At 72.6% G+C, this 25,191-nt stretch carries 22 protein-coding genes; 8 read left to right on the top strand and 14 right to left on the bottom strand.

Features of this window, described 5'->3' with window-relative positions; all coding sequences use genetic code 11:
- Window positions 1-5 precede the first annotated feature (5 nt).
- Genes DMB42_RS27735 through DMB42_RS27700 form a run of 8 tightly spaced genes read right to left on the bottom strand, consistent with a single transcriptional unit; the run spans window position 6 to window position 9,315 of the window.
- Window positions 6-1,277, bottom strand: a complete 1,272-nt coding sequence (locus DMB42_RS27735) for a class I SAM-dependent methyltransferase (RefSeq protein ID WP_125637962.1) — start codon at window positions 1,275-1,277, stop codon at window positions 6-8.
- Between the two features lie 18 nt (window positions 1,278-1,295).
- A complete protein-coding gene (rfbB, locus tag DMB42_RS27730) occupies window positions 1,296-2,279 on the bottom strand; it encodes a dTDP-glucose 4,6-dehydratase (RefSeq protein ID WP_125637961.1) in 984 nt (327 codons plus the stop codon).
- Window positions 2,280-2,310: 31 nt separating this feature from the next.
- A complete protein-coding gene (locus DMB42_RS27725; RefSeq protein ID WP_125637960.1) occupies window positions 2,311-3,663 on the bottom strand; it encodes a nucleotide disphospho-sugar-binding domain-containing protein in 1,353 nt (450 codons plus the stop codon).
- 5 nt (window positions 3,664-3,668) lie between these two features.
- Complete coding sequence (locus DMB42_RS27720) at window positions 3,669-5,021, bottom strand: condensation domain-containing protein (RefSeq protein WP_125637959.1); 1,353 nt, start codon at window positions 5,019-5,021, stop codon at window positions 3,669-3,671.
- Window positions 5,018-6,103 (bottom strand): 4-hydroxyphenylpyruvate dioxygenase, encoded by a 1,086-nt coding sequence (hppD, locus tag DMB42_RS27715; RefSeq protein WP_125637958.1) that lies wholly within the window; start codon window positions 6,101-6,103, stop codon window positions 5,018-5,020. Before hppD ends, DMB42_RS27720 begins: the two co-directional genes overlap by 4 nt.
- Window positions 6,104-6,105: 2 nt before the next feature.
- On the bottom strand, window positions 6,106-6,318 hold the full coding sequence (locus DMB42_RS27710; RefSeq protein ID WP_125637957.1) for an MbtH family protein: 213 nt from the start codon (window positions 6,316-6,318) through the stop codon (window positions 6,106-6,108).
- A 10-nt stretch (window positions 6,319-6,328) separates the two neighbouring features.
- On the bottom strand, window positions 6,329-8,086 hold the full coding sequence (locus DMB42_RS27705) for a non-ribosomal peptide synthetase (RefSeq protein ID WP_125637956.1): 1,758 nt from the start codon (window positions 8,084-8,086) through the stop codon (window positions 6,329-6,331).
- Between the two features lie 11 nt (window positions 8,087-8,097).
- Complete coding sequence (locus tag DMB42_RS27700; protein ID WP_125637955.1) at window positions 8,098-9,315, bottom strand: NAD(P)/FAD-dependent oxidoreductase; 1,218 nt, start codon at window positions 9,313-9,315, stop codon at window positions 8,098-8,100.
- Window positions 9,316-9,463: 148 nt separating this feature from the next.
- Here DMB42_RS27700 and DMB42_RS27695 point away from each other — a divergent pair, with 148 nt between their 5' ends.
- The 4 genes from DMB42_RS27695 to DMB42_RS27680 all read left to right on the top strand — a co-directional run bounded on the left by DMB42_RS27695 (window position 9,464) and on the right by DMB42_RS27680 (window position 13,339).
- On the top strand, window positions 9,464-10,777 hold the full coding sequence (locus tag DMB42_RS27695; protein WP_221762366.1) for an extracellular solute-binding protein: 1,314 nt from the start codon (window positions 9,464-9,466) through the stop codon (window positions 10,775-10,777).
- A gap of 149 nt (window positions 10,778-10,926) precedes the next feature.
- On the top strand, window positions 10,927-12,393 hold the full coding sequence (locus tag DMB42_RS27690; protein WP_260477991.1) for a multicopper oxidase family protein: 1,467 nt from the start codon (window positions 10,927-10,929) through the stop codon (window positions 12,391-12,393).
- Window positions 12,394-12,411: 18 nt separating this feature from the next.
- Window positions 12,412-12,819, top strand: a complete 408-nt coding sequence (locus DMB42_RS27685) for a DoxX family protein (RefSeq protein WP_125637952.1) — start codon at window positions 12,412-12,414, stop codon at window positions 12,817-12,819.
- Between the two features lie 67 nt (window positions 12,820-12,886).
- Complete coding sequence (locus DMB42_RS27680; protein WP_125637951.1) at window positions 12,887-13,339, top strand: DUF1579 family protein; 453 nt, start codon at window positions 12,887-12,889, stop codon at window positions 13,337-13,339.
- Between the two features lie 116 nt (window positions 13,340-13,455).
- Here DMB42_RS27680 and DMB42_RS27675 read toward each other — a convergent pair whose 3' ends face one another.
- Window positions 13,456-14,739 carry an acyltransferase gene (locus tag DMB42_RS27675; RefSeq protein WP_185844890.1) on the bottom strand — a complete coding sequence of 428 codons (1,284 nt, stop codon included), beginning with the start codon at window positions 14,737-14,739 and terminating at the stop codon, window positions 13,456-13,458.
- Window positions 14,740-14,978: 239 nt separating this feature from the next.
- Between DMB42_RS27675 and DMB42_RS27670 the strand changes: the two genes are divergently transcribed.
- On the top strand, window positions 14,979-15,764 hold the full coding sequence (locus DMB42_RS27670) for a tryptophan 2,3-dioxygenase (RefSeq protein ID WP_125637949.1): 786 nt from the start codon (window positions 14,979-14,981) through the stop codon (window positions 15,762-15,764).
- Entirely contained in the window at window positions 15,761-16,975 is a 1,215-nt protein-coding gene (locus DMB42_RS27665; RefSeq protein ID WP_221762365.1) for an aminotransferase class V-fold PLP-dependent enzyme, read from the top strand. The genes DMB42_RS27670 and DMB42_RS27665 overlap by 4 nt, the downstream gene beginning before the upstream one ends.
- A gap of 99 nt (window positions 16,976-17,074) precedes the next feature.
- Here DMB42_RS27665 and DMB42_RS27660 read toward each other — a convergent pair whose 3' ends face one another.
- From DMB42_RS27660 to DMB42_RS27650, 3 genes are read right to left on the bottom strand one after another with little or no spacing between them, the layout of a single operon-like run.
- Window positions 17,075-18,700 (bottom strand): CoA-transferase, encoded by a 1,626-nt coding sequence (locus DMB42_RS27660; RefSeq protein WP_125637948.1) that lies wholly within the window; start codon window positions 18,698-18,700, stop codon window positions 17,075-17,077.
- Window positions 18,697-19,461: an enoyl-CoA hydratase/isomerase family protein gene (locus DMB42_RS27655; protein ID WP_125637947.1), complete on the bottom strand. Its 765-nt coding sequence runs from the start codon at window positions 19,459-19,461 to the stop codon at window positions 18,697-18,699. The genes DMB42_RS27660 and DMB42_RS27655 overlap by 4 nt, the downstream gene beginning before the upstream one ends.
- Window positions 19,461-20,138, bottom strand: a complete 678-nt coding sequence (locus DMB42_RS27650; RefSeq protein ID WP_185844889.1) for an FkbM family methyltransferase — start codon at window positions 20,136-20,138, stop codon at window positions 19,461-19,463. The genes DMB42_RS27655 and DMB42_RS27650 overlap by 1 nt, the downstream gene beginning before the upstream one ends.
- A gap of 180 nt (window positions 20,139-20,318) precedes the next feature.
- On the opposite strand from DMB42_RS27650, the gene DMB42_RS27645 reads away from it, so the two are divergent.
- Window positions 20,319-21,191 carry an arylamine N-acetyltransferase gene (locus tag DMB42_RS27645; RefSeq protein ID WP_125637945.1) on the top strand — a complete coding sequence of 291 codons (873 nt, stop codon included), beginning with the start codon at window positions 20,319-20,321 and terminating at the stop codon, window positions 21,189-21,191.
- Between the two features lie 79 nt (window positions 21,192-21,270).
- Here DMB42_RS27645 and DMB42_RS27640 read toward each other — a convergent pair whose 3' ends face one another.
- Together DMB42_RS27640 and DMB42_RS27635 are read right to left on the bottom strand one after the other, a co-directional pair.
- Entirely contained in the window at window positions 21,271-22,482 is a 1,212-nt protein-coding gene (locus tag DMB42_RS27640) for a cytochrome P450 (protein ID WP_125637944.1), read from the bottom strand.
- The gene (locus DMB42_RS27635) at window positions 22,479-23,471 is read right to left on the bottom strand and encodes a methyltransferase (protein WP_260477988.1); all 993 of its coding nucleotides are present in this window, start codon (window positions 23,469-23,471) and stop codon (window positions 22,479-22,481) included. Before DMB42_RS27635 ends, DMB42_RS27640 begins: the two co-directional genes overlap by 4 nt.
- A gap of 149 nt (window positions 23,472-23,620) precedes the next feature.
- On the opposite strand from DMB42_RS27635, the gene DMB42_RS27630 reads away from it, so the two are divergent.
- On the top strand, window positions 23,621-25,162 hold the full coding sequence (locus DMB42_RS27630) for a 4-hydroxyphenylacetate 3-hydroxylase family protein (RefSeq protein ID WP_125637943.1): 1,542 nt from the start codon (window positions 23,621-23,623) through the stop codon (window positions 25,160-25,162).
- Window positions 25,163-25,191 lie beyond the last annotated feature (29 nt).

The raw sequence follows: 25,191 nt of genomic DNA, 5'->3' as shown, positions 1-25,191 counted from the left end.
CTCCTTCAGGCCACCGCCGGGACGGGCTCGGCCGTCACGACCCTCGGCTGGGGGATGGGGATGATGAATCGGCCGCCGCGGCTCAGGAAGTCCCGTTCCTTGCCGATGATCTCCTCGGCGTAGTTCCAGGCGAGCAGCAGGTAGTAGTCGGGCTCCTGGGCACGGGCCTGCTCCGGCGAGCAGCACGGGATGCGTGTGCCGGGCAGCAGCCTGCCGTGCTTGAGGCTGGTGGTGTCGCTGCAGAAGCGCACCTCGGCGGGGCCGAGCCCGCAGAACTGCAGCAGGGTGGTGCCCTTGGAGGGCGCGCCGTACCCGGCGACGGTCAGGCCGCGGGCGGCCAGGTCGCGCACGAGGTCGCCGATCTCGGTGATCACCTGGTGGGCGCGTTCGGCGAACTCCAGGTAGGCGGCGTCGGTGTCGAGGCCGCGCTGCCGCTCCAGCGACAGGAGCTGGCCCACGGAGGGGCGGGTGGGGTGGTCCGATCCTTCCCTGGCGGCGAAGACGACGATCGAGCCGCCGTGCACGGCCGCCCGCTCGACGTCCACGATGCGCAGGCCGTGCCGCTGGAACAGGTGGCCGAGCGTGGTGACCGAGTAGTACGACAGGTGCTCGTGGTAGATCGTGTCGAACTGGTTCTCCTCCAGCAGGTCCAGCAGGTACGGGACCTCGATCGCGACCAGCCCGTCGGGAGCCAGTACGGCGGTGGCGCCGTCGAGCACGTTGTGCACGTCGTCGATGTGGGCGAAGCACTGGCGGCCGAGCACCAGCTTGGCCTCGCCCTGCTCGGCGTGGATGCGGCGGCCCTGGTCGCCGCCGAAGAACTCGGGCAGGGTGCGCACGCCGCGGGCGTTGGCGATCGCGGCCAGGTTCTCGGCCGGGTCCACGCCGACGACGCGCTGCCCCTGCTCCTGGAAGAGCCCGAGCTGCAGGCCGATGTTGCTGCCCAGCTCGACGACCAGCTCGCCGGGCGCCAGCGCGGCCCGGCGGGTGCACCAGCCGACGATGCGCCGCATGTGGCCGGTCATCTGGTCGGACTCGGAGGTGACGTACACATAGTGGCGGAACAGCACGTCGGGCCGGATCACGTGCCGGACGGCCATCAGCCGGCAGCCGCGGCACACGATCACGTCCACGGGGTAGGCGGGCTCCTCGGCCGGCAGGTCGGCGGGGTCGAGGAAGCCGTTGGCGAGCGGCACCGACCCGAAGGAGGTGACCTCCAGCCAGTCGTCGCGCCCGCAGACCCGGCACGTGTCAAGACGTCGGACAATGTCCTGCATGGTCTCTCCTCATGATCTTCAGTGGGCGGCCACGGCGAGCTCGCGGTGCTTGAGCGGTTCCCACCACGACCGGTTGTCCCGGTACCAGGCGACGGTCGCGGCCAGGCCGGTCTCGAAGTCGACGGACGGCGCGTAGCCCAGCTCCCGCTCGATCTTGGAGATGTCGAGGGAGTAGCGCAGGTCGTGCCCGGGCCGGTCGGGGACGTGCTCGACCTGGTCCCAGCCCGCCCCGCACGCCTCCAGGAGGCGGGCGGTCAGCTCCAGGTTGCTCAGCTCGCTGCCGCCGCCGATGTGGTAGACCTCGCCGGCCCGCCCGCGGTCGAGGACCATGCGGATGGCCCGGCAGTGGTCGGAGACGTGCAGCCAGTCGCGCCGGTTGCCGCCGTCGCCGTACAGGGGGACGCGGCGGCCTTCGAGCAGGTTGGTCACGAACAGCGGGATGACCTTCTCGGGGAACTGGTAGTGGCCGTAGTTGTTGGTGCACCGGGTGATCACGACGTCCAGGCCGAGCGTGCGGTGGAAGGCCAGCGCGAGCAGGTCCGAGCCGGCCTTGGAGGCCGCGTACGGCACGTTCGGCGCGAGCGGCGTCTCCTCGGTCCACGAGCCCTCGCTGATGGAGCCGTACACCTCGTCGGTGGAGACGTGCACGAACCGGCCGACCACGTCCCGCAGGGCCGCCTCCAGCAGGGTCTGGGTGCCGAGGACGTTGGAGCGCACGAAGCCGGTGGCGCTGACGATCGACCGGTCGACGTGCGTCTCGGCGGCGAAGTGCACGATCACGTCCTGCCCTGCCACCACCTCGTCGGCCACGAGCGGGTCGGCGGTGTCGCCCTGCACGAAGCGCAGCCCCGGGTGGCCGGCCACCGGGTCGAGGTTCTCCAGGTTGCCGGAATAGGTGAGCTTGTCCAGGACGGTGACCCGCGTGCCCGGCGAGTCCCGCAGCGTGGCTCTGACGAACTCCGAGCCGATGAAACCGGCGCCGCCGGTGACCAGGATCCGCAACTTGTCCGCCTCCTGTCTGAGGGGTCGACGGCTACCGGGCGGCGGCGGTCAGCCGCTCCAGCTCCGCGACGATGTCGGTCGGGCTCGGCGTGGCCAGCCATTCCTCGTGGATGGAGGCCGCGCCCTTGGTGTACGAGGGGTCCTTCAGCACGCGCAGCAGCTCGTCGCGGATCTCGGCCGCGGACTGCGTCTGGTGGTTGATCCGCACGCCGGCGCCGCGCGTGGTGACGTACCGGGAGGTGCGGGTCGAGGTGAGCTGCTTCTGGCACTGGAGCTGCCAGTCGATGCCGTCCTCGACGGGGGTGCCGACGAGCCGGTTGTGCTCGTCGGTGTCGCAGACGAGCTGCGGGACGTTCATGGCCGAGGCGGCCACGAAGGTGCCGATCGAGCCGTGGTGGATGATCGCCGAGCAGGTCGGCAGGAGCTGGTCGAGCGGCACGTAGTCGAACACGCGCACGTTGTCGGGCAGCGGGCCGTCCAGGTCGAGGAGCTGGTTGGCGTCCAGGGTGGCGACGACCTCGATGTCCAGGCCGGCCACGGCCTCCATCAGCTTGGCGGTACGCCCCCAGTCGCCCTTGAAGAACGAGCGCATCGACACGCCGAGCGAGATCGCCACCCGCGGCCGGCCCGGCGGTTTCCGCAGCCACTCGGGCACGACGCTCGCCCCGGTGTAGGGCACGTACCGGACGGGCAGGCGGCGGACGCCGGTGGGCAGGCTCATCCCGGGCGGGAACGGGTCCACCGTCCAGTCGCCGAGCAGCAGGTTGTCGTCGACCGTGACGCCGTACCTGTCGGCCAGCGGGCCGATGACGCCGGTCATGGGGTTCTCCTCGCCGCTGCCGGCGAACTTCTCCGTAGCCCAGGCGGTGTAGTCGGGGGCCAGCAGCGTACGGGCGTGGGCGGCGCCGCTGACCCGGGCCGCGACCGCGCCGCACGGGAACCAGGGGTCCCACAGCACGAGGTCGGGCCGCCACTCGCGGGCGAACTCGACGACGGCCCGGACGTCCTGGCGCGGCACCGGCGGGTGGTAGTTGCGCATGGTCAGCAGCGCGAAGTGGTAGAAGACATCCCATGGCGGACGTTCCGCCTCGGTGATGCCGAGCGCGGTGACCAGGCGCTCCGACTCCTCGATCGTGGGGATCAGGCCGGCGAACCCGGGGTAGCCGCGGTCGTGCACCGACAGCGGCTCGGGCGCGCCGCAGGAGACCGCGGTGAGCCCGGCCGCGTTCACCGACCGGTGGAAGTCGGGCACCGAGACCCCGGTGTCGACGCCCGGCGGGGCCGCCACCACCACCTGGTGCCCGGCCGCCTGCAACGCCCAGGCGTAGGGCACGATCGGCAGGAAGTGCGCCGTCGCGGGGAAGACGGTGAACATCACGCGCATGGCGATCACTCCAGGGGGGAGTCGGGGGCGGCGAGGCCGGCGCGCAGGATCTCGCTGAAGTCGGCCACCATCGTCGCGATCGAGCTCTCCAGGAACAGGTTGCTGTTGTAGGCGAAGTTGCCGAAGATCTCGCCGGAGGGCGCGATGTCGAAGGTGAGCAGCGCGCCGTCGGGGATGTCGGTGCCGTTCGGCTGGTCCAGCAGGCGTTCGCGCACCTCGGCGATCTCCAGGTCGCCGACGCGCTCGCCGTCCAGGCCGGTGGCGAACTGCCAGACCTGGAGGGCGCACAGCGCCTTGCTCTCCAGCGCGGCGTCGGCCATCAGCTCGGGTGCCTCGGCCACGATCTGCAGGAACGGGATCTCGGCGGCGTAGGAGTCCATGCAGGTCTTCCTGGACCGCTCGACCGCCTCACGGAAGGTGGCGCAGCCGGCCAGGTCGGTACGCAGCGGCAGGAAGTTGAAGAACGGCCCCACGGTCTCCTGGAACTCCGGCTGCCCGCGGCCCGAGCTGATCACCGGGATGACCAGGTCGGTGGCGCCGGTGATCCGGCCCAGCAACACGTTGTAGGCGGCCAGCAGCACCATGAACGGCGAGCTGCGCATCGTCCTGGCGTAGCTGATCACCCGTGTGGAGACGTCCTTGGGCAGGGAGAACCGGTGGACCGGGCAGACCTTGGCCAGCCCGGCCGACCTGGCGTGGTCGGTGGGCACGGCCAGCATGCGCGCGCCGCCCAGCCGGTCGCGCCAGAAGTCGCGGGCGGCCTCGGTCTCCGTGCTGCTCGCGGCCTCCTGCTGCCAGGAGGCGTACTCGTGGTAGGGGCGCGGCTGCGGCAGCGGCGGGACGGTGTGCCCGCGGCGCTCGGCGTAGCGGGTGACGATGTCGCGGATGAGCAGCTGCATGGACCAGCCGTCGCCCGCGGTGTGGTGCACGATGAGCGCGAGCACGGCGTCCTCGTCGTCGAAACGGCCGAGGATGGCGCGCAGGTGCGGCAGCTCCTGAAGGCTGTAGGAGCCGGCCTCGACCTCGGTGAGCAGTTCCTCGGCCCGCAGCGCGCGCTCCTCGGGGGCGGCGGCCGGCAGGTCGACCACGAGCAGCCGGGCCGGCTCGGACGGCTGCCGCACCTGGTACGCCTCCCCCTCCCCTCGGGTGATCGTCATGTTCAGGGCGTCGTGCCGGTCGGCCACGTCGTCCATGGCGAGCTGGAGGGTGTCGACGTCGATGCGGCCGCGCAGGCGCCAGCCGACGACGATGTTGTAGCGGGCGCTGAAGGGCCCCTGAGCGTCGCCCTGGTCGAACAGGCGAAGGAAGTGCTGCGTGTAGGACAGGGGGTACCGGATCGCCGGCGGGGAAATGGTCATGCTGCCGCCTCCGTGCGGGCATCGCGTCGGCCGCTGCGCTGGAGCTCCACGGCCCGGTAGAGGGCGCTGATGTTGCCGCCGCCGAAGGAGCGGGCGCCCAGTCGTTCGATGAGTTCGAAGAAGAAGGTGTCGCGGGGGTGGGTCGAGCGGGCGAAGATCTGGTAGAGCTGCCCGTCGTGGTCCTCGTCGACGAGGATGTTGAGCCGTCCGAGGTCCTCCAGCCGGTACTTCACCGGCCGTACCCGTTCGGCGAGCAGGCTGTAGTAGACGTCGGGGGCGGTCAGGAACTCCACCCCGCGGGCGGCGGTCGCCTCCACGGCGGCCACGATGTCGGCGGCGGCCAGCGCCAGGTGCTGCACGCCCGCGCCGCCGTGGTCGCGCAGGAACTCGTCGATGTGGCCGGGCGTCCTGGTGACGTCCGGCTCGATCAGCGTGAACGTCACCTCGCCGCCGTGGCTGCGGACGACCTTGGTGGTCATGGCCTGCGAGCCGACGGCGATGCGTTCGGCGAAGGTGAGCTCGAAGCCGAGCACCCGCCGGTAGAACGCGACGGTGGCGTCGAGCTCCCCGGCCGGGACGCACACGGCCAGGTGGTCCACCTCCAGCAGCCCGAGGTCGGCCCCGGCCTGTTGTCGCGTGTCGCCGAGGAAGCCGGGCAGCGTGCGCTCGCCGGCTCCGGCGGGGCGTTGCACGAACGTGTGCAGCACGTCGCCGAAGCCGTATATCGCGGCCGTGACGATGCCGTCGCGCTCGGCCGGGGCGGCGAACGGGCGGGCGCCGCGCCGTACCGCCTCGTGGTAGGCGGCCGCGGCGTCGGGCACACCCAGCGCGACGTCGGCCACGCCGTCGCCGTGCCGGTCGAGGTACCCGGCGCCGGGGTGGGCGGCGGCGAGCGGCTGGGTGAGCACGAGCCTGATCCGGTTCACGCCCAGCGCGACCGAGCGGGACAGGGCGTCCCCGGCCGCGGCGTACGGGGCCAGGCCCAGGGTGGCGCCCAGCCGGGCGGACTCGGCCTCCAGGTCGCCGACGTAGAAGCCGAGATGGTCCAGGCGCAGGTCGTTGAAGATCGTCGTGGTGGCCATGGCTATCCGGCGTCCGTACGGGCGGCGTGCGCGCGCGGGCGCAGGTCCGTCCAGTTGGCGTTGACGTACTCGACGCAGGCGTCGCGTACGGTGGGGCCGTGGGCGACCGCCCACCCGGCGGGCACGTCGGCGAAGGCGGGCCACAGGCAGTGCTGGTTCTCCTGGTTGACCAGCACGCGGAAGGCCGCCTCCCGGTCGTCGAATGGGTTGCTCATCTGGTCCCTCTCACTGGGTGCGCGCGCCGGCCTCTAGCCACTCGTCCAGGCCGGCCACGCTCGCCGCGTCGAACAGGTCGCGGATGGTCAGGTTCACGCCGAGCGCCGCGCGGATGCGGCTGACCAGCCGCATCGCCAGCAGCGACTGGACGTCCAGGTCGAAGATGCTGTCGTCGATGCCGACCCGCTCGACGCCGAACACCTCGGCGAACACCGTGCACAGGACCTCCTGGCGCGGGTTGAGCGGCGCGCGGTAGGCCGAGCCCGGCTCGGTGTCGGGGTCGGGCAGGGCCGCGCGGTCCACCTTGCCGTTGGCGGTCAGCGGCAGCGCGTCCAGCACGACGAACGCGGTGGGCACCATGTAGTCCGGCACCGACGTCTTGACGTGGGCGCGCAGCGCGGCCGGGTCGGGGGCGTCCCCGGCGGGCACGACGTAGGCGACCAGGCGTCTGTCGCCCTGCGCCGACTGCCCGGCCACGACGGCGACGTGCGCCAGCCCGGGATAGGCGCCCAGGACGGCCTCCACCTCGCCGAGCTCCACCCGGAAGCCCAGGATCTTGACCTGGTCGCCGGCCCGCCCGATGAACTCGATCTGCCCGTCGTCGTTGCGCCGGACCAGGTCGCCGGTCCGGTACATGCGCTCGCCGGGCTCCCCGAACGGGTCGGCGACGAACCGCTCGGCGGTCAGGTCGGGGCGGCCGAAGTAGCCCCGGGCCACTCCCCTGCCCGCGATGTACAGCTCGCCCTCCAGGTCGCCGGGGACGGGGCTCAGGCGGTCGTCGAGCACGTAGAGCCGCACGTCCCGCATGGCCCGGCCGACCGGGACGACCGTCCCCAGCTCGTGCCCGGCGGTCATGGGCGAGTGGGTGGAGAACAGGGTCACCTCGGTGGCGCCGTACATGGCCCGCACGGTCGTGTCCGGGCAGGCGGCCAGCACCTGGCGGACCGCGGCCGGGACGATCACGTCGCCGCCGGTGAGCACCTCGCGGACCCCGGCGAGGCAGTCGGCCCCCTCCTCGGCCACGACGCGGAAGAGCCCGGCGGTCAGGTGCAGGCCGGTGATCTCCTCCTCGCGGATCAGCCGGCGCAGGGTGTCGAGGTCCGGCTCGCCGGGCGGCGCCACGACGATCCGGCCGCCGTGCAGCAGCGGCACCCACAGCTCGTACGTCGAGACGTTGAACGCGTACGGCGCGACCATGAGCACGCGCTCGTGGGCGCCGGTGTCCCAGCAGGGGTCGAGGGCCAGGCCGAGCACGTCCCAGTGGGTGACCGCCACGCCCTTGGGGTGTCCGGTCGAGCCCGAGGTGTAGATGACGTAGGCCAGGTCGCCGGGCCCGGTGGTGTCCTCGGGGGCGGTGGCGGGCTCGGCGGCCAGGGCGTCGGCCGGGTCGTCGGCGAGCACGACCGCCGGGGCCGACGGCAGGCCCTCGCCGGCCTTGGTACGGTCGGCGACCAGGACGGGCGTCCCGGAGGAGTCGACGATCCACTGCCGGCGGTCGGCCGGGTAGGCGCTGTGGACGGGCAGGTAACAGCCGCCCGCCTTGAGGATCGCGAGGAGCGCGACGACCAGCTCGGCCGAGCGTTCCATCAGGACCGCGACCGGGGTCTCGGGGCCGACGCCGAGCCCGCGCAGGCGGTGGGCGAGGCGGTTGGCCCGCTCGTCGAGCTCGCGGTAGGTCAGCCGCACCGGGCCCGCCGACACCGCGACCGCGTCGGGCGTGCGCCTGGCCTGCTCGGCGACGTGTCCGTGCACAGTTGTAGGCGACATCAGCAGGTTCCTCAGTCGTCGTGGAAGATGGCGTGGATGCCGGAGACCCCGGAGAGCATCGTCGCGAAGTCGATCTTCCGGGGGCGGAGCTTGGTCGGGTCGAGCGTCTTCTGGGCCCGGTCCCAGTACTCCTCCTTGTGCTTGGTGCGGTCGTAGAAGAAGCGCACGAAGTCCAGCAGGGAGTCCAGGAACTCGCGGTAGTCCTTCTCGTAGCGCGCCAGCACCGCCTCCTCGGAGGCCGGGTCGTTCAGGATCTCGTCCGCCGCGCCGGCCAGCCCGTGCGCGCCGCGCAGCGCCAGGCCGACGCCGGTGGACAGCAGCGGGTCGATGAAGGCCGCCGCGTCGCCCACCAGGGCCCAGCCGGGGCCGTGGAACTTGGTGCAGGTGTAGGACCAGTCGCGGATGCTGCGGAAGCCGCTGACCCGGGTCGCGCCCTCGGTCAGGGCCCTGACCTCCTCGGCGGCGGCCAGCTCGGAGGCGTACAGGTCCTCCAGGCTCTTGCCGGACTTCTTGTACTCGTCGATGGGGGTCACGTAGCCGACGCTCACCGTGCCGTCGTGCAGGGGGATGAACCAGAACCAGCCCGCGGGGCGGTTCTCGGTGACGGTGTCGCCGAAGCGGGTGCCGCCGTAGCGCTTGCAGCCCTGCCAGTACGACCAGACCGCGATGTTGCGCAGGTCGTCGTGGTACTCGATGAGGTCGAAGCGGCGGGCCAGCAGGTGCTGCTGCCCGGTGGCGTCGATCAGCAGGCGGCAGCGGGCGGTGCGCGGCTCGGCGTCGCCCTTCACCGTGTACGTGACGCCGGTGACGCGCTCGCCCTCGAACTCCAGGTCCTTGACCGTGGCCTCCTCGAACACCGTCGCGCCCAGCTCCCTGGCCCTGGCCAGCAGGAGGGAGTCGAAGTCGGCCCGGCGGACCTGGTAGGCGTACTCGTAGTTGGACGCCTCGGCGAAGCGGAAGTCCCAGGTGCCCTGGTTCTTGCCCCACAGCAGGGTGCCGCCGTACTTCTTGACGAACCCCATCTGGTCGAGCCTGTCCTTCAGCCCCAGTTCCTCCAGCGTGGGCATCGATCCTGTGATCAGCGACTCGCCGATGTGGTAGCGCGGGAACTTCTCCCGTTCCAGCACCAGCACCCGGTGTCCGCGCTGGGCCAGCAGTCCCGCCGTACCCGAGCCGCCAGGGCCTCCGCCGATCACGACAACGTCGAACTCGTCATGAGTGTTGATCACCGTGTTCCTCCGTTTCGCCGCTCTGCGACTCGGAGTCAGGGTCACATTCACGTCGCGGCGCCCACATCCTTTGAATTGCTGTCTGAGCTCACGAAACACCGCATTTCACAAGATGTGCGGCGGGGTGGCCGCGTTCATCATGAGGCGAATGAGAACGGTCATCAGCGTCTGGATCGCCGAGCATCCCCTGCCGGACTACCTGGGCCCGATCAGGAGGATGGCCGACGACTTCGAGGCCGCGCACCCCGGCCTCCGCATCGAGCTCACCGGACACGGTTTCCGCGAGCTGCCCGCCGACCTGCCCCGCGCGGCCGGCCGCGGCGAGCCGCCGGACCTGGCGGAGTACTACGCCACCGCCACCCGGCTGGCGCTCGACACCCGGTCGCGCTCCGGCGCGCCGCTGTTCGTCCCGATCGAGCGCGCCGTCGGGGGCCGCGCGGAGATCCTCGGTGAGCCGGTCGTGCTCGCCGACCTCGAACCGGCCGTACGCGGCCACTACACCTACCGGGGCGAACTGGTCGCCGCGCCCGCGACGGCGACCACGGCGGTGTTGCTCAGCAACGCCACCCTGCTCCGCGCGGCCGGGATCGACGCGCCGCCGGCCACCTGGGAGGAGCTGGAGCGCGCCTGCGCCGCCGTACGGGCGCTGCCCGGCGGCCCGCCGCACGGCGTCTCCTGGGCCAACCACGGCTGGCTGTTCCAGCAGGCCGTCGCCGGGCAGGGCGGGCTGCTGGCCGACCACGACAACGGCCGCTCCGGGCGGGCCGGACGGGTCGACCTCGCCTCCAAGGAGCTGCTGGCCTACGTCACCTGGTGGCGCCGCCTGCACGCCGAGGGCCACTACCTGCGCGCGGGCGAGCCCGGCGACTGGGGTCCCTCGCTGGGGGCCTTCGGCGAGCAGCGGGTGGCGTTCACGATCGTGTCGTCCGTCGTGGCCGGCATGATCGCCGAGCACGGGCGGGCGGCCGGGTTCGAGGTGACGGCGAGCCCGCTGCCGCACAACGAGAGCCTGCCCCGCGCCGGGCACCTGGTCTCCGGCCAGGCGCTCTGGCTGACCGACGGGCTGCCCGCGGAGCGGCGGGACGGCGCGCTGGCGTTCGTCCAGCACCTGCTCAGCGCGGGCAACGCGGCGCAGTGGCACCGGGCCGCCGGCTTCCTGCCGGTCACCCGGGCCGCGGCCGGGCTGCTGGAGGGCGAGGGCTGGTTCGACCGGCACCCGGTGCACCGGGCCGCGACCGCCCAGCTCCGCGCGGCCGACGGCTCCCCGGCGGCGCTGGGCGCGATACTCGGGGACTTCGCCGGGATCCAGGACCTGATGACCGGGGCCATGGCCCGGGTGCTGGACGGCGCCGACCCCGACGACTGCTTCGCCGAGGCGTCGCGGCGGGCGCAGGGCCTGCTCGACGCCTACAACGCCGACTGCCTGGGCGGGCGCACCCCACAGCGCCTGTCCGTGGGCTGAACGACCGCCGCCTCCCGGCGGCGGCTCCCACGGCATCCGGCCGTGAAGTGAGCAATTCAGAAGAAGACCGTGCCGGCGGGCGATGCCACGCTCGGACATGGCGACTCCGAAATCCGATGGGAGTTCCCCCTATGTTGAGCCGACGGCGTTTGATCGTTCTCGGTGGCCTGGCAGGAGGCGCCGCGCTGGCCCCGGTGACCCGGGGGCTGTTGGGCGAGCCGGAGCAGCAGGCGCAGGCGCAGAACATGATGCGCATGCACGACCACGGCGGCCGCGTCCCCGCGGTCCGTACCGGCGCCGGCGTGGCGCCGTTCAGCGTCGCGATGCCGCTGCCGCCGGTGCTGGCCCCCGTGGCCACGCTGCCCGGCATCGACTTCTACCGGCTGTCCATCCAGCCGTCGACCACCGAGATCCTGCCGGGGGTGAGCACCCCCGTGCTGACGTACGGCGGCCAGTTCACCGCCCCCACCATCCGCGTCCGCCAGGGCCGCCGGGCACTGGTCACCTTCGACAACAAGCTCGGCCACGAGGCGAACGTGCACCTGCACGGCGGCCGCGTGCCGGCCGCCAGCGACGGCTACCCGATGGACCTGATCGCCAACGGCAAGTCGAAGACCTACGACTACCCGAACAACCAGGCCGGCGCGACCCTGTGGTACCACGACCACACCCACCACATGGAGGCCGAGCACGTCTACCGCGGCATGCACGGCTTCTACCTGGTCGAGGGCACCGACGAGCAGCAGCTCGGCCTGCCGTCCGGGGCCTACGACGTGCCGATCCTGCTGCGCGACGTGCTCTTCGACGACCAGGGCGGGCTCGTCTTCGACCCGGCCGACCCCTACAACCGGCCGACGCTCATGGCCAACGGCAAGTCCCAGCCCTACTTCAAGGTCGCGGCCCGCAAGTACCGGCTGCGCCTGCTCAACGGCTCCGCGCACCGGATCTTCGAGCTGTCCCTGGGCAACGGCGCCCAGATGACGCAGATCGCCACCGACTGCGGGCTGCTGCCGGCGCCGGTGCCGACGAGCAAGCTGGTGCTCTCCTCGGGCGAGCGGGCCGAGGTCGTGATCGACTTCGGCGCGTACCCGCTGGGCACGCAGGTGACGCTGGAGGACGTGAGCGGGCCCGTGCTCCGGTTCGACGTCGAGCGCCGGGCCCTCGACCGCAGCCGCGTGCCCGACCGGCTGCGCGCCAAGGTCCCGCTGGCCGCGGCCACGCAGACCAGGCAGCTCACCCTCAGCCTGGACCCGGTCAACATCCAGGCCCTGATCAACAACCAGGCGTTCGACCCCAACCGGGTCGACATGCAGGTCAGGCGCGGATCCAGCGAGATCTGGGAGGTCACCAACTCCGACACGAACGTCGGCGGGTCGGGCTTCGGCGTCCCGCACAACTTCCACACCCACCTGGCCCAGTTCAGGATCCTGGACCGGGACGGCAAGGCCCCGCTGCCCGGTGAGGCGGGCTGGAAGGACACGGTGCTCATCCAGCCGGGCGAGACCGTGCGCTTCCAGGCCAACTTCGCCGACTACCTGGGGCGATACGTCTATCACTGTCACATGTTGGAGCACTCGGCCATCGGGATGATGGGCCAGATGGAGATCGTCAGCTAGCTCCCAAGGAGGGACTGCATGAGCACCACGAACAGCACCACCGCCGTCGGCCGGTCCACCGGTCGCGGCGTCAACATCGCACTCTGGGTCGCCCAGGTCCTTCTGGCGTTCCAGATCGGCCTGGGCGGCGTGCTCAAGCTCGCCGGAGACCCCACCATGGTCGAGATGTTCGAGACCATCGGCGCCGGCCAGTGGTTCCGGTTCGCGGTCGGCGTCCTGGAGGTCGCCGGCGCGATCGGGTTACTGATCCCGCGCCTGAGCGGTGTGGCCGCGCTCGCGCTGATCGGCCTGCTGATCGGCGCGGCCGGGACCAACGCGATCGCCCTGGGCGGCGTGCCCGTGATCGAGGCCGTCCTGCTGGTGGTCCTGGCCCTGGTCGTCTGGGGCCGCTGGTCCCGCGTCAAGGCGTTCTTCGGCGCCAAGTGATCTCCCCTTCGCCCGGTACGCGACCCGCGTACCGGGCATCGACCTGTCTCACATCCGTGGAGGGAACATGACAGAGACCGCCAACCCGCAGAACCTGCTCCCCACCCCCGACCCCTCGCTCCAGACCCTGCAACCGCTGGTCGGGACCTGGGAGATGACGGGCAAGGACTTCGGCACCGGCGAGGCGACCGGCGGACGGCTCGCCTTCGAGTGGATGGACGGCGGCTTCTTCCTCGTCCAGCGCGTCGAGATGGACCACGGCGGCGCCACGATGAACGGCGTGGAGTACATCGGCCACGACCCCGAGAGCGGGACGCTGCGGTCGCACTACTTCGACAGCACCGGCAACTCCTTCACGTACGTGTGGAAGCTCGACGGGCGCGACCTCAACATCTGGTTCGGCGCGGAGGGGTCGCCGGCCGGGTTCAGCGGCGCCCTCAGCGAGGACGGCCGGACCATCAGCGGCCGCTGGGAGTGGCCGGGGGGCGGCTACGAGGCCACCATGACCCGCGCGGGCTGACCGCGTACCAGCCGACGGGGACAGCCGGCGCGTCCACGGGACGCGCCGGCTGTCGGCCTTCCGGGGCCTCGCTCCCCCCGCCCGCCGCAGGTCGTGCGGACGACGGCGGGGCGGGGTCAGACCGGGACGCGGGGGGTTTCGGGGGTCTGCTCGTGCGGGACGGCGGGACGGCGGGCGACCAGGCGCTCACGCAGCCGCATCGCGGGCAGCTCGACCAGGTAGTAGCTGACCGTCGCCACGGCCACCGTGCCCACGAGCACGACCGCCAGCAGCTCCCAGAAGCCGGACTTGCCCATCACCACCGGCATCGGCACCGGCGCCGCGCCGAAGATGCTGCCGTTCTGCAGCCACAGGTACTGCAGGATGAAGTGCCACAGGTAGACGCCGTAGGAGATGCGGCCGAAGAAGCGCATCGGGCGGTTGGTGAGCACCGCGTCGATGACCTTCGAGTGCACCCCGGGCACCACCACCGGCGCGATGACCAGCAGCGCGAAGATCAGGAACAACACCATCTCGGCCATGGCCTCGGGCACCGTGGCGTAGTCGGCCATGCCGGGCTTGCCGAACGGCCGGATGCAGTTGATCACGTACACGACGGCCGCGCCGAGCCAGAACAGCAGCGGCCGTCGGGCCACCAGGCGGTAGAAGGCCGGCGTGGTGTCCTTGGCCTCCGCGTACGCCGACAGGATCGCCAGGCCCATGCCGATGGCCAGGAAGCCGGTGAAGCCGATCACCCAGAAGTACTCGTACGGGAACGGGCCCATCGACTCCAGGTGCGTGTACGCGGTCCAGGCCAGGCCGACGAGCACGAAGACGCCCAGCGGGACCAGCAGGCGGCGGGCCTTCGCGCCGGGGTCGGCGCCCTTCCTGGCGTACCGGTCGAAGATCCAGGCCAGGATCGGCAGCGCCAGGTAGAAGGTGACCTCGGCGGGGACGGTCCAGGTGGGCTCGAGGCCGGCGTAGCCCGCCTCCGGGCCCGGCACGTAGTAGTGCGTGAGCAGCAGGGGGCTGAGGACGTACCAGGGGCCGTCCACGCTCTTGAGGTTGAGCAGCAGCAGCGCCGCCACGGCCACCAGCCAGTACGCGGGCAGGATCCGCAGCATGCGCTTGATCAGGTAGCCCTTGATCTCCGGGCGCGGCGTGCCGACGATCGTGGCCCTGGCGAACGGCCGGTACAGCAGCAGGCCGGACATCACGAAAAAGGGCGGCAGCAGCACGTTGAGACCCTGGATGAGCACGGGCCAGATGCCGACGGCCGGTTTGTCGTAGAAGCCGATGACGCCGGCGGCGAAGGCCACGTGCACGACGATCACGCCCAGCGCCAGATATCCGCGCAGCCCGTCGAGCCGAGGGGCCCTTTTACCGTCGCCGCCCCTCTTGATGATCTCCGGTGAGGTCATGGCATGTTTCCTCGCAGTTCGCTCGCTGATGGGGCTCGGCGCCCCCTCGGCGCCATCGTCACGCGCGGTCGCGGGCGGCCGCATCTCGTGTCGTGCTGAATCGCGCGGGCCGATGGACGGGCGTTTCCACATCTTCCGGAATGCCTTTCTCCGGAATTGCAGGAAGCGGTCCCGGCGGGGCAGGTAGCTGCCCGGGAATGGCCTGGTCCGCGTTCCGGCGGGCGCGCATCGTTGAGGCCATGAGAGAAGACACCGTTCTTACGTATTCGTCGTACCTGGCGCTGGAGGAGATTCTTCAGGCGCAGCGGCCGGTTTCCGAGAGCCATGACGAGACCCTGTTCATCATCGTCCACCAGGTGTACGAACTGTGGTTCAAACAACTGCTGCACGAATTCGCCGAGCTGCAACTCGAACTCGCCGGCGGATTCACCGCGCACGCCATGCGGACTTTGCACCGGTCGTTGAAGCTGATGAGACTCGCGGTGTCCCAGATGGACGTCATGGAGACCATGACGCCGTTCCAGTTCGCCACCTTCCGCGGCAAGCTGGGCACCAGCAGCGGCTTCCAGTCGGCGCAGTTCCGCGAGATCGAGGCCGTCATGGGCCGGCGGGACGAGCGCATGCTGCTCGGCCAGCAGGAGGGCACCCCGGCGCGCGGCCGGATCGAGGCCGCGATGTCCAGGCCCACCCTGTACGACTCGCTGCTCACCTACCTCTACCTGCGCGGCTACGAGGTCCCGCAGGACCGGCTGCACCGCGACGTACGGCTGCCGCTGGAGCCGTCGGAGGCCCTTCAGGACCTGCTGCTGCGCGTCTACACCGACGACACCGGCGCGGCGCAGCTCTGCGAGCGGCTGGTGGACCTGGACGAGTGTATGCAGGAGTGGCGCTACCGGCACCTGAAGATGGTCGAACGCACCATCGGCGCCCGTCCGGGCACCGGCGGCTCCAGCGGCGGGGAGTACCTGCGCGCCTCGCTGGCGCCGTCCTTCCCCGACCTGTGGGCGGTCAGGAGCCGGGCGTGAACGACCTCTCGGCGCGGCTGGCGCCCCACTACGCGGCCTTCCGGGCGGCGGACCGGCTGCTGCTCACCGGTCACTCCCACCAGGCCTGGCCGGACGCGGCGCTGGACGGGCAGATCGAGGCCTTCGCCGATGCCGCCAGGGACGTGGACGACAAGTGGGCCGCTGCCTTCAAGCAGGCCGACCGGGTCAGGGAGGGGTTCCGGCTCTTCCTCGGCGACCCGTACGCCGAGCTGGCCCTCGGGTCCAGCACGCACGAGCTGGTGCTGCGTTTCCTGTCGGCGCTGGACCTGCGCGGCCGGCCCCGGCTGGTCACCTCCGGCGGCGAGTTCCACACGCTGCGGCGGCAGCTCGCCCGCGTGGCCGAGGAGGGCGTGGAGGTGGTCGTGGTCCCGCCGGAACCCGCGGGCACGCTGGCCGTGCGGCTGGCGGAGGCCGCCTGCGACCGTACGGCCGCGGTGCTGGTCTCGGCGGTGTTGTTCGAGACGTCCAGGATCGTGCCGGGGCTGGACGCGCTCGCCGCGGCGTGCCGCCGCCGGGGCGTGGAGCTGCTGGTGGACGCCTACCACGCGCTGGGGGTGGTGCCGTTCTCGACCGCGGGCATCGACTCGGCCTGGGTGGTGGGGGGCGGGTACAAGTACCTCCAGCTCGGGGAGGGCAACTGCGTGTTGCGGCTGCCGGCGCACGCCGACCGGCTGCGGCCGGTGGTGACCGGCTGGTACGCGGAGTTCGCCGAGCTGGCCGACGATCCGCGGGCGGCCGGGCGGGTCGGCTACCCGGTGGGGGCGGCCCGGTTCGCGGGGGCGACCTACGATCCGGTGAGCCACTACCGGGCGGCCCGGGTGTTCGACTTCTTCGCCGGGCAAGGGCTGACGCCGCCGGTGTTGCGGGCGGTGTCGCTGCGGCAGCGGGGGCTGCTGGCGGCGCGCTTCGACGCGATCGACGCGCCCGAGCACGTGATCAGCCGTGACCGGGACGCCGCCCCTGAGGAGTTCGGCGGGTTCCTCGCGCTGCGCTCGCCGTACGCGGGGCGGTTGCGGGCGGGGCTGGCGGCTCAGGGGGTGCAGGCCGACAGCCGGGGCGACCACCTGCGGCTCGGGCCGGCGCCGTACCTGTCGGACGCGCAGCTCGGCGCGGCCATGGACCACCTGGCCGAGGAGATCCGCGCCCTGAGCCCCACGAGCCGCGCGGCCGCGCGGACCCGCGCGGCATGAGGCGGGACGAACCCGGGCTGGGCCGCGCGGCATGAGGGGGGACGGACGCGAACCGGGCCGCCCGATCACGGGTGGCCCGGCGGCGGTGGACGAGGGCGGTCAGGGGAGGAAGAGGGCGGGGTCCATGGGGACGAGCGACGGGGAGACCCGGACCGGGAAGCCGATCTGGTCGAGCACGTCGCGGCGCAGGTCCACCCCGTCCGCGAGCTCCACGAGCTCCAGTCCGTCGGAGGTGACGTCGAGGACCGCGCGCTCGGTGACGATCCTGGCCCACTGCCCGCGCCGCACCCCCTCCCCCAGCCGGTACGTGACGTGACCGGCCCGCGGCACGAGCTTGCGCACCCGCCCCTCGGCCAGGATCCGCAGCCCTCCGTCGCCGCAGTCCACCCGGAGCCCGTCGGTGGTCAGCGTGCCGGCGAACACCAGGCGCCTGGCGTTGTGGGCGATGTCCACGAACCCGCCGGCGCCGGGGTTGGCGGCGCCGAACCGGCTGACGTTCACGTTGCCGTCGGCGTCGATCTGGGCGAAGGCGAGCGCGGCGAACGGGCAACCGCCGCCGTCGATGAAGTCGAACTGCGAGGGCCCGTCGAGCAGCGCCCTCGGCGAGTAGTTGGCCGAGAACTGCCAGCCGCTCATCACGATGCCGCCGAAGGAGCCGTGCTCGGTGGTGAACAGGTGGTCGGCCAGGCGGCCTTCGTCCAGCAGGCCGTCCTCGGCCATGGCCAGGACGGCGTCGGAGGAGGCGCCGAACCCGAAGATCGAGGTCTCGCCCGGCCGGACCTCCCTGGCGACGCGGCGGGCGATCACCTTGTCCGGGCCGGACGGCAGCCGGGGCACGCGCGCGACGACGTCGGGGACGTGCCCGAGATAGCCGGGGTCGTGCCGTACGCCGGTGGTCATGGGGGCGTCCGGGACCACGACGACCCGGTCGACGAGCGCCCCGGGGACACGCATCTCGCGGGCGGGCAGCGTCCCGGCGGGCACGACCCGCGACACCTGCGCGATCACCGTCCCGCCGCACGCCTTCACCGCCAGGGCGATCGCCAGCGCGCTGGAGAACAGCGGCTGGTCCTCGAAGGACAGGTTGCCGTCGGGGTCGGCGGAGCTCGCCCGGACCAGGCCGGCGTGCAGCGGCCAGGACGGGTAGAACAGGTACTCCTCGCCGCGCAGCTCGACCAGCTCCACCAGGTCGTCCTGGGCCAGGCCGGTGAACCTGCCGCCGCCGTGCCTGGGGTCGGCGTACGTGCCGAGGCCGACCCGCGTCAGGTAGCCGGGTCCGCGCCTGGCCACCTCGCGCAGCCAGTGCATGGCGGCGCCCATCGGCCAGTTGTACGCCTCGACGAGGTCGTTCTGGATCAGCTCGGTCAGGGCGGGACGGGCGCCGGTCACGGGGTGGCGGGGGTTGATGAACGAGCCGGACACGATGCGGCGCATCAGGCCCTTCCTGGCCACGTGGTCCATGCCGCCGATGCCGACGGCGTCGCCCGTGGCGCAGGGGAAGTAGAAGGTCAGCTCGCGCGGCGCGCCGGTCGTGGCGAAGCGCTCGCCGAGCGCGGCCAGCACGGCGTCGGGGGTGAGCCAGCCGATGACGCCGGTGCTGGCCACGGCCTGGTGGTCGGCGATGAGCGCGACGGCCTCGGCCGCCCCGCACACCTTCCCCGCACGGCCGTGCCCGTTTGCGCCGTGCCCGTTTGCGCCGTGCGACCGGCCGGGCCCGCCGCTCATGACCGGGCCCCGAAGCGGGCCAGGCTCTCGCGGGCCGCGGTGGAGGCGCAGTCGGCGCCGAACATCCAGCCCGTACGCGCGTCGAGCGTCTCGGCGGGCCCGTTGACGGCGTCGGTCAGCGCGCGTTTGGCGGAGGCGACCGCGTGCGGGGGCAGCGCGGCGAGCCTGGCCGCCACCTCCAGCGCGCCGTCCAGGGCCTCCCCCGGCCCGGTCAGCTCGTCGGCGCCGCCGAGCCCGTGCAGCTCGCGGCCGGTCAGCGGGCGCTCGCCCCAGACCAGCCGCCGCGCGGCCACGGGCCCGACCCGGGCGGCCAGGCTCTGGATGCCCCACGGCGGCACCCAGCCGAGCCGGACCTCCGGCAGGTGCCAGCGGGCGTCCTCGGCGGTGACGACGACGTCGCAGCCGGTGGCCAGCAGGAAGCCGCCGCCGAGCGCGAAGCCCTCGACGGCGGCCACCACGGGGAGGCCGAGGTGCTGGACGCCCCTGGCCATGCGGCCGGTGTCGGCCTCGTGCCGCACCATGCCCTCCCGGGTCATCCCGGACAGCTCCTTCAGGTCCGATCCCGCGCAGAACCCCGGAGGCGCGCCGGTCAGCACGGCCGCGCGCACCTCGGGGTCGTCGTCCAGCGCGGCCAGCGTGCCGCCGAGCTCCGCGACCAGCCCGGACCCGAGCGCGTTGCGCACGTGGGGCCGGTTGAGCCGCAGGACGGCCACCGCGCCGCGGCGCTCGCACTCAAGGCTCCCGGCCGAGGGGCGGCGCATCAGAACGGGGTGGGCCAGGGGGCCAGCCAGGCGACGTCCACGACGCCGGGACGCAGGTGCGGCCAGGCGGCCACCTCGCGCCAGCCGTGGGCCGTCATGTACTCGGCGATGCTGTCCAGCGTCGAGCCGCCGCTGTAGCGGGCCGTGGCGCTGCCCTCGATCACGGCCAGCCGCAGCCGGTCCAGGTCGGTGCCGGCCAGCACCTCCAGCTCGGCGCCCTGGGCGTCCACGATCAGCACGTTGCAGCCGTGCTGCACCTCGCTGACGGGGATCACCGGGACGACGTCCTGGCGGACGACGGCCATGGGCAGCAGCGGGGGCAGCATGCTGGACTGCTTGTCGTAGGGGGTGACGTTGAGTGTGGCCTGCCCGCGTTCGACGCCGGCGCAGGCCGCCACGACCTCGCGGGCGGGATGGCCGTGCTCGGGCTCGGGCAGCCCGGCGGACAGGTGGTGCAGCCGGAGCTGCTCGCGCAGCGCGGGCAGGTGGTCGCCGTTGGGCTCCATCATGACCAGGCGGCGGAAGCCGCACCTGGTGAGGGCCTCCACCTCCTGACCTCGGTGCGCGCCCACCTGGACCGCCCCTTCGGCCGGCAATCCCAGCTTGTCCAGCAGGTCGGGCAGGTGATCCTCCCAACGGGTGCTCACCCGCTCCGGTGCGACAGTCTGGTTGCGCATCTGGTCGTCTCCTCCCGGTGAACCGCTCAGGGCAGTGTCATCGTGGTCATCGTCGGTCGCGGCCGCGCGCCGCCGCATCTCGTGGATTGCGCCGTACGGACCCGCCGAGCAATCCGCGAGGTGCGGGCCGCCCGCGCGGCGGACCACGATGGACGCAGCCATCGAAGGGAGGGCCGGCCCATGCCGCGAACCCGTGACCGTGACCTGAACGCCTACCTCGACCGGCTCGGTGTCGGCGACCCCGGTGAGCCGTCGCTCCCGGCGCTGCGCGCGCTGCACCGCGCGCACGTGGAACGGGTGCCGTACGAGACGCTGGAGGTGCAGCTCGGCCGGCGGACCACCGTGGACCCGCGCGAGTCGGTCGAGCGGGTGCTGCGCGGGCGCGGCGGCTACTGCGTGCAGCTCAACGGGGCGTTCGCCACGCTGCTGACCGCGCTCGGCTACGACGTCACCTGGCACCGCGCCGGGGTGCAGGCCGCCGTACGGGCGCCCGCCTCGCCGGCGTCGTTCGCCCCGCACCTCGCGCTCACCGTCGCGCTCGACGGGCAGGACTGGCTGGTGGACATCGGGCTCGGGGACGGGCTGCACGAGCCGCTGCCGCTGCGGCCGGGCGTCCATCGGCAGGGGCCGTTCGAGTTCCGGTTGTCCGGCTCGGAGGTGGAGCCGGGCGGCTGGCGGTTCGACCACGATCCGCGCGGGTCGATCGCCGGTCTGGACGTCGAGCCGGCGCCCGCCGCGCCCGGCGACTTCGTGGAGTGGCATCCGTACCTGTGCACCTCGCCCGAGTCACGCCTGGTACGGGCGGCGGTCGTGTTGCGGCGCGACGCGACCGGGGCCGACTGCCTGGTGGGCTGCATGCTGCGCCGGGTGAGCGAAGACGGCAGGACCGAGCGGGAGCTGGCCACCCGGCAGGAGTGGTTCGGGGCGCTGGAGGAGGTGTTCGGCCTGCGGCTCGACGACGTCAACGAGGCCGAACGGGAGACGTTGTGGGCCAAGGTCCGCGGCGCCCACGAGGCCTGGCAGTCCCGCCGCCGCGCGGTCTCCGTGGCCTGACGCCCGGCCTTCCGGCGCAAGAACAGGGCCCCCTCCGGTCGGAGGAGGCCCTTTCCGCGCGCCGGGGGTCAGGAGCCGGTCAGGAGACTGTGATCAGGAAGCGGCGCAGGCCGCGGCCGACCCAGCGGTCCCGGTGGTCAGGGGGCTCGGCGGCGGCCAGGGCCGGGAAGCGGCGCAGGAGCAGGGGCAGCGCGATGCGCGCCTCCATGCGCGACAGCGGCGCCCCCAGGCAGAAGTGCGGCCCGGCGCCGAAGCTGAGCGGCTGCACGTCCGGCCGGTCGGGGTCGAAGCGCGCCGGGTCGGGGAAGCGGATCGGGTCCCGGTTGCCGGCCGCGAGCATGAGGACGACCTTCGTCCCGCCGGGCACGGGGATGCCCGAGATGTCCGTCGCGGCCTCGGCCCACCTGCTGGTCGCCTGTACGGGCGCCTCGAACCGCAGGACCTCCTCCACGTACGCGGTCGCGAACCCCGGCTCGTCGCGCAGCCGCGCGGCCAGGCCCGGATGCTCGAAGGCCCGGCGCTGGCCGTGGCCGAGCAGGAAGCTCGTCGTCTCGAACCCGGCGGTCAGCAGCAACATCAGGTTGCCGACCAGCTCGTCGTGGCTGAGCCGGGTGCCGTCGTCGTGGGCCCGTACGAGGGCGGTGAGCATGTCGTCGGCCGGGTGGCGGCGGCGGTCGTCGATCAGCTCGCCGAAGTAGCCGGCCAGCTCGTCCATGGCCCTGTCGGCGATGCCGAGCCGCTTGACGTTGGTGATGCCCTCCAGGGCGATCGTCAGGTCGGAGGCCACCTGGCGGAACCACTTCTGGTCGTTCTCGGCCACGCCGATGAGCGCGCTGATGACCGCGATCGGCAGCCGGGAGGCGAACTCGGCGACGTAGTCGACGGGCGTGCCGCCCGCGCCCAGGTCGTCCAGCCGGTCCAGCAGCCGGTGGACCATCCGCTCGACCGACACCTGCATGCCGGCCACGCGGGCGGGGGTGAAGCCGCTGCTGACCAGGCGCCGGGTCTGGGTGTGGCCGGGCGGGTTGCGGTACAGCATGGAGTCGGTGTAGCCGCGCAGCGAGGAGTGCGAGCGCCAGGCGGGATAGATGTGGTCGTAGCCGGCGGCGTCCTGGACGCGGAGCCGGTTGTCGCGCAGCGCGCGGTTGATCTCGGCGTACCCGACGGCGACGGTGAGGCCGGGGCGTACCGGCACCACGGGGCCGTGCTCGCGCAGCAGCTCGTACAGGGGGTAGGGGTCGCGGCGGCCCTCGGGGGCGACCAGGGCGGCGACGATCTCGGCGGGCGTCACGGGGTCACCACCAGCCGGACGATCCGCAGCGCGCCCGCCGGGTGCACCGAGGCGACCTCCAGGCCGCAGCGTCCGGCCAGGGCGCGCAGGTCGGCGACGGCGCGCTCGCGGCCGCCGTAGTAGACGAGCATGCGCAGGTCCATCCCGGTACGCGGCGACTCGCCGTCGGGGCCGAAGTCCTCCACCACGAACACCGAGCCGCCCGGCCCGGCCGCCTCGGCGCAGCGGCCCAGGATGACAGTGGCGTCGTCGTCGCTCCAGTCGTGCAGGATCCACGACAGCAGGTAGCCGCCGGCGCCCGGGGGCAGCGGGTCGAAGAAGCTGCCGCCGACGGCGTCGCCGCGGCCGGACAGGCCGGCGGCCTCCAGCGCGGCGGCGGCGGTGCGCGCGGTGGCGGGCTGGTCGACGACCGTGCCGCGCAATCCCGGGTGGGCGGTGAGCAGGGCGATGAGCAGGGATCCGTCGCCGCCGCCGACGTCCACGACGTGGCCGAGGCCGCCCCAGTCGTACCCGGCGACGATGGCGGGGGCCCGGCCGGGGACCTCGGCGGCCATGCGCGCGTCGAACGCGGCGGCGCGGGCCGGCTCGGCGGCCAGGTCCTCCCAGAAGGACCGGCCGAACTGGTGGGGGAAGGCGGCCTCGCCGGTGCGCACGCTGTCCAGCAGGTGGGCGAAGGCCAGCTCGGCCCGCCCTTCCCAGCTCTCGATGTCCAGCATGGCGCGCATCCCGGCCGGATGGTCGTCGCGCAGTTCCTCGCCCAGGGCGGTCAGGGTGTACCTGCCGTCGCCGTCGCGGGCGAGCACTCCCCTGGCGGCCAGGTAGCGCATGAGGCGCTCCAGGACACCGGGGTCGGCGTCCACGGCGGGGGCGAGTTCGGCGCCGGTGGCCGGCGCCTTGGCGAGCCGGTCGGCGATCCTCAGCGTCGCGGCCACCCGGATCGCCATCGGGGTTCCCAGGTGGGCCAGCGCCCACAGGCGATGCTCCGTCACGCGGCCATCGTCACACCGGGGCCCGCGGCCGGGCACCTTCCAGAATGCCGGCCGTTCCCGGCGAAACTGCGCACACGGCGAGATGGCCGGCGCGGGCGCGGGTGCCACGCTGAAGGTCGCACCGTGCCGCCTGCCCAGGGAGATGTCCGATGCCCGATGCCGCGCCGAAGACCCGCCCGCTCACGGGCAGCGAGTACGTCGAGAGCCTGCGTGACGATCGTGAGATCTACCTCTACGGTGAGCGTGTCAAGGACGTCACCGAGCACCCGGCGTTCCACAACCCGGTGCGGATGACCGCCAGGCTCTACGACGCCCTCCACGCCGACGACACCCGTGAGCTGCTGACCTGTCCCACCGACAGCGGCGGCGAGGGCTACACCCACCGCTTCTTCACCACCCCGCGCACGGTCGAGGACCTGGTCGCCGACCAGCGGGCGATCGCGACGTGGGCCAGGATGAGCTACGGCTGGATGGGCCGCAGCCCCGACTACAAGGCCTCCTTCCTCGGCACCCTCGGCGCGAACGCCGATTTCTACGCCCCCTTCGACGGCAACGCCCGCCGCTGGTACCGCGAGTCGCAGGAGAAGGTGCTGTTCTGGAACCACGCGATCGTGCACCCGCCGGTCGACCGCAACCGCCCCCCGGACGAGGTCAACGACGTGTACGTGCACGTCGAGCGGGAGACCGACGCGGGGCTCGTGGTCAGCGGCGCCAAGGTGGTCGCCACCGGCTCGGCGCTGACGCACTACAACTTCATCGCCCACTACGGCCTGCCGGTCAAGAAACGCGAGTTCGCGCTGGTGGCGACCGTGCCGATGGACGCGCCGGGCCTGAAGCTGATCTGCCGCCCGTCCTACGGCATGGCCGCCGCGCTGACCGGCGGCCCGTTCGACCACCCGCTCTCCTCCCGCCTGGACGAGAACGACAGCATCCTCGTCCTGGACAAGGTGCTCATCCCCTGGGAGAACGTGTTCATCTACGGCGACCTCGGCAAGGCGCAGCTGTTCACCGGTGAGTCGGGCTTCACCGAGCGGTTCACCTTCCACGGCTGCGTCCGGCTGGCGGTCAAGCTGGAGTTCATCGCCGGGCTGCTGGTCAGGGCGCTGGAGATCACCGGCACCAAGGACTTCCGCGGCGTGCAGACCCGGATCGGCGAGGTGCTGGCCTGGCGGAACCTGTTCTGGGCGCTGTCGGACGCCGCCGCGCGCAACCCGGTGCAGTGGCGCGAGGGCGCCCTGCTGCCCAACCCCCAGTACGGCCTGGCCTACCGCTGGTTCATGCAGATCGGCTACCCGCGCGTCAGGGAGATCGTCCTTCAGGACGTGGCCAGCGGGCTCATCTACGTCAACTCCGGCGCCGCCGACTTCAAGAACCCCGACGTCCGCCCGTACCTGGACAAGTACCTGCGCGGCTCGGACGGCACCGACGCCGAGGGCCGCGTCAAGGTGATGAAGCTGCTGTGGGACGCGATCGGCTCGGAGTTCGGCGGCCGCCACGAGCTGTACGAGCGCAACTACGGCGGCAACCACGAGAACACCCGGGTGGAGCTGCTGTTCTCGCAGATGAGCGGCGGCCAGCTCGACGAGTACGCGGCCTTCGTCGACCGCTGTCTCGGCGAGTACGACCTGGACGGCTGGACCGTGCCCGACCTGTCCTCCTTCGAGGACCTGCGGCGTACCGGCACCGGCTGACCGTGCGACACATTCTGAGGAGAGAAGGG

It is taken from the genome of Nonomuraea sp. WAC 01424 (genome assembly GCF_003947315.1).
Lineage (GTDB): Bacteria > Actinomycetota > Actinomycetes > Streptosporangiales > Streptosporangiaceae > Nonomuraea > Nonomuraea spiralis.
The sequence above is the reverse complement of the archived record's forward strand: the minus strand, read 5'-3'. Positions and strand labels throughout refer to the sequence as shown.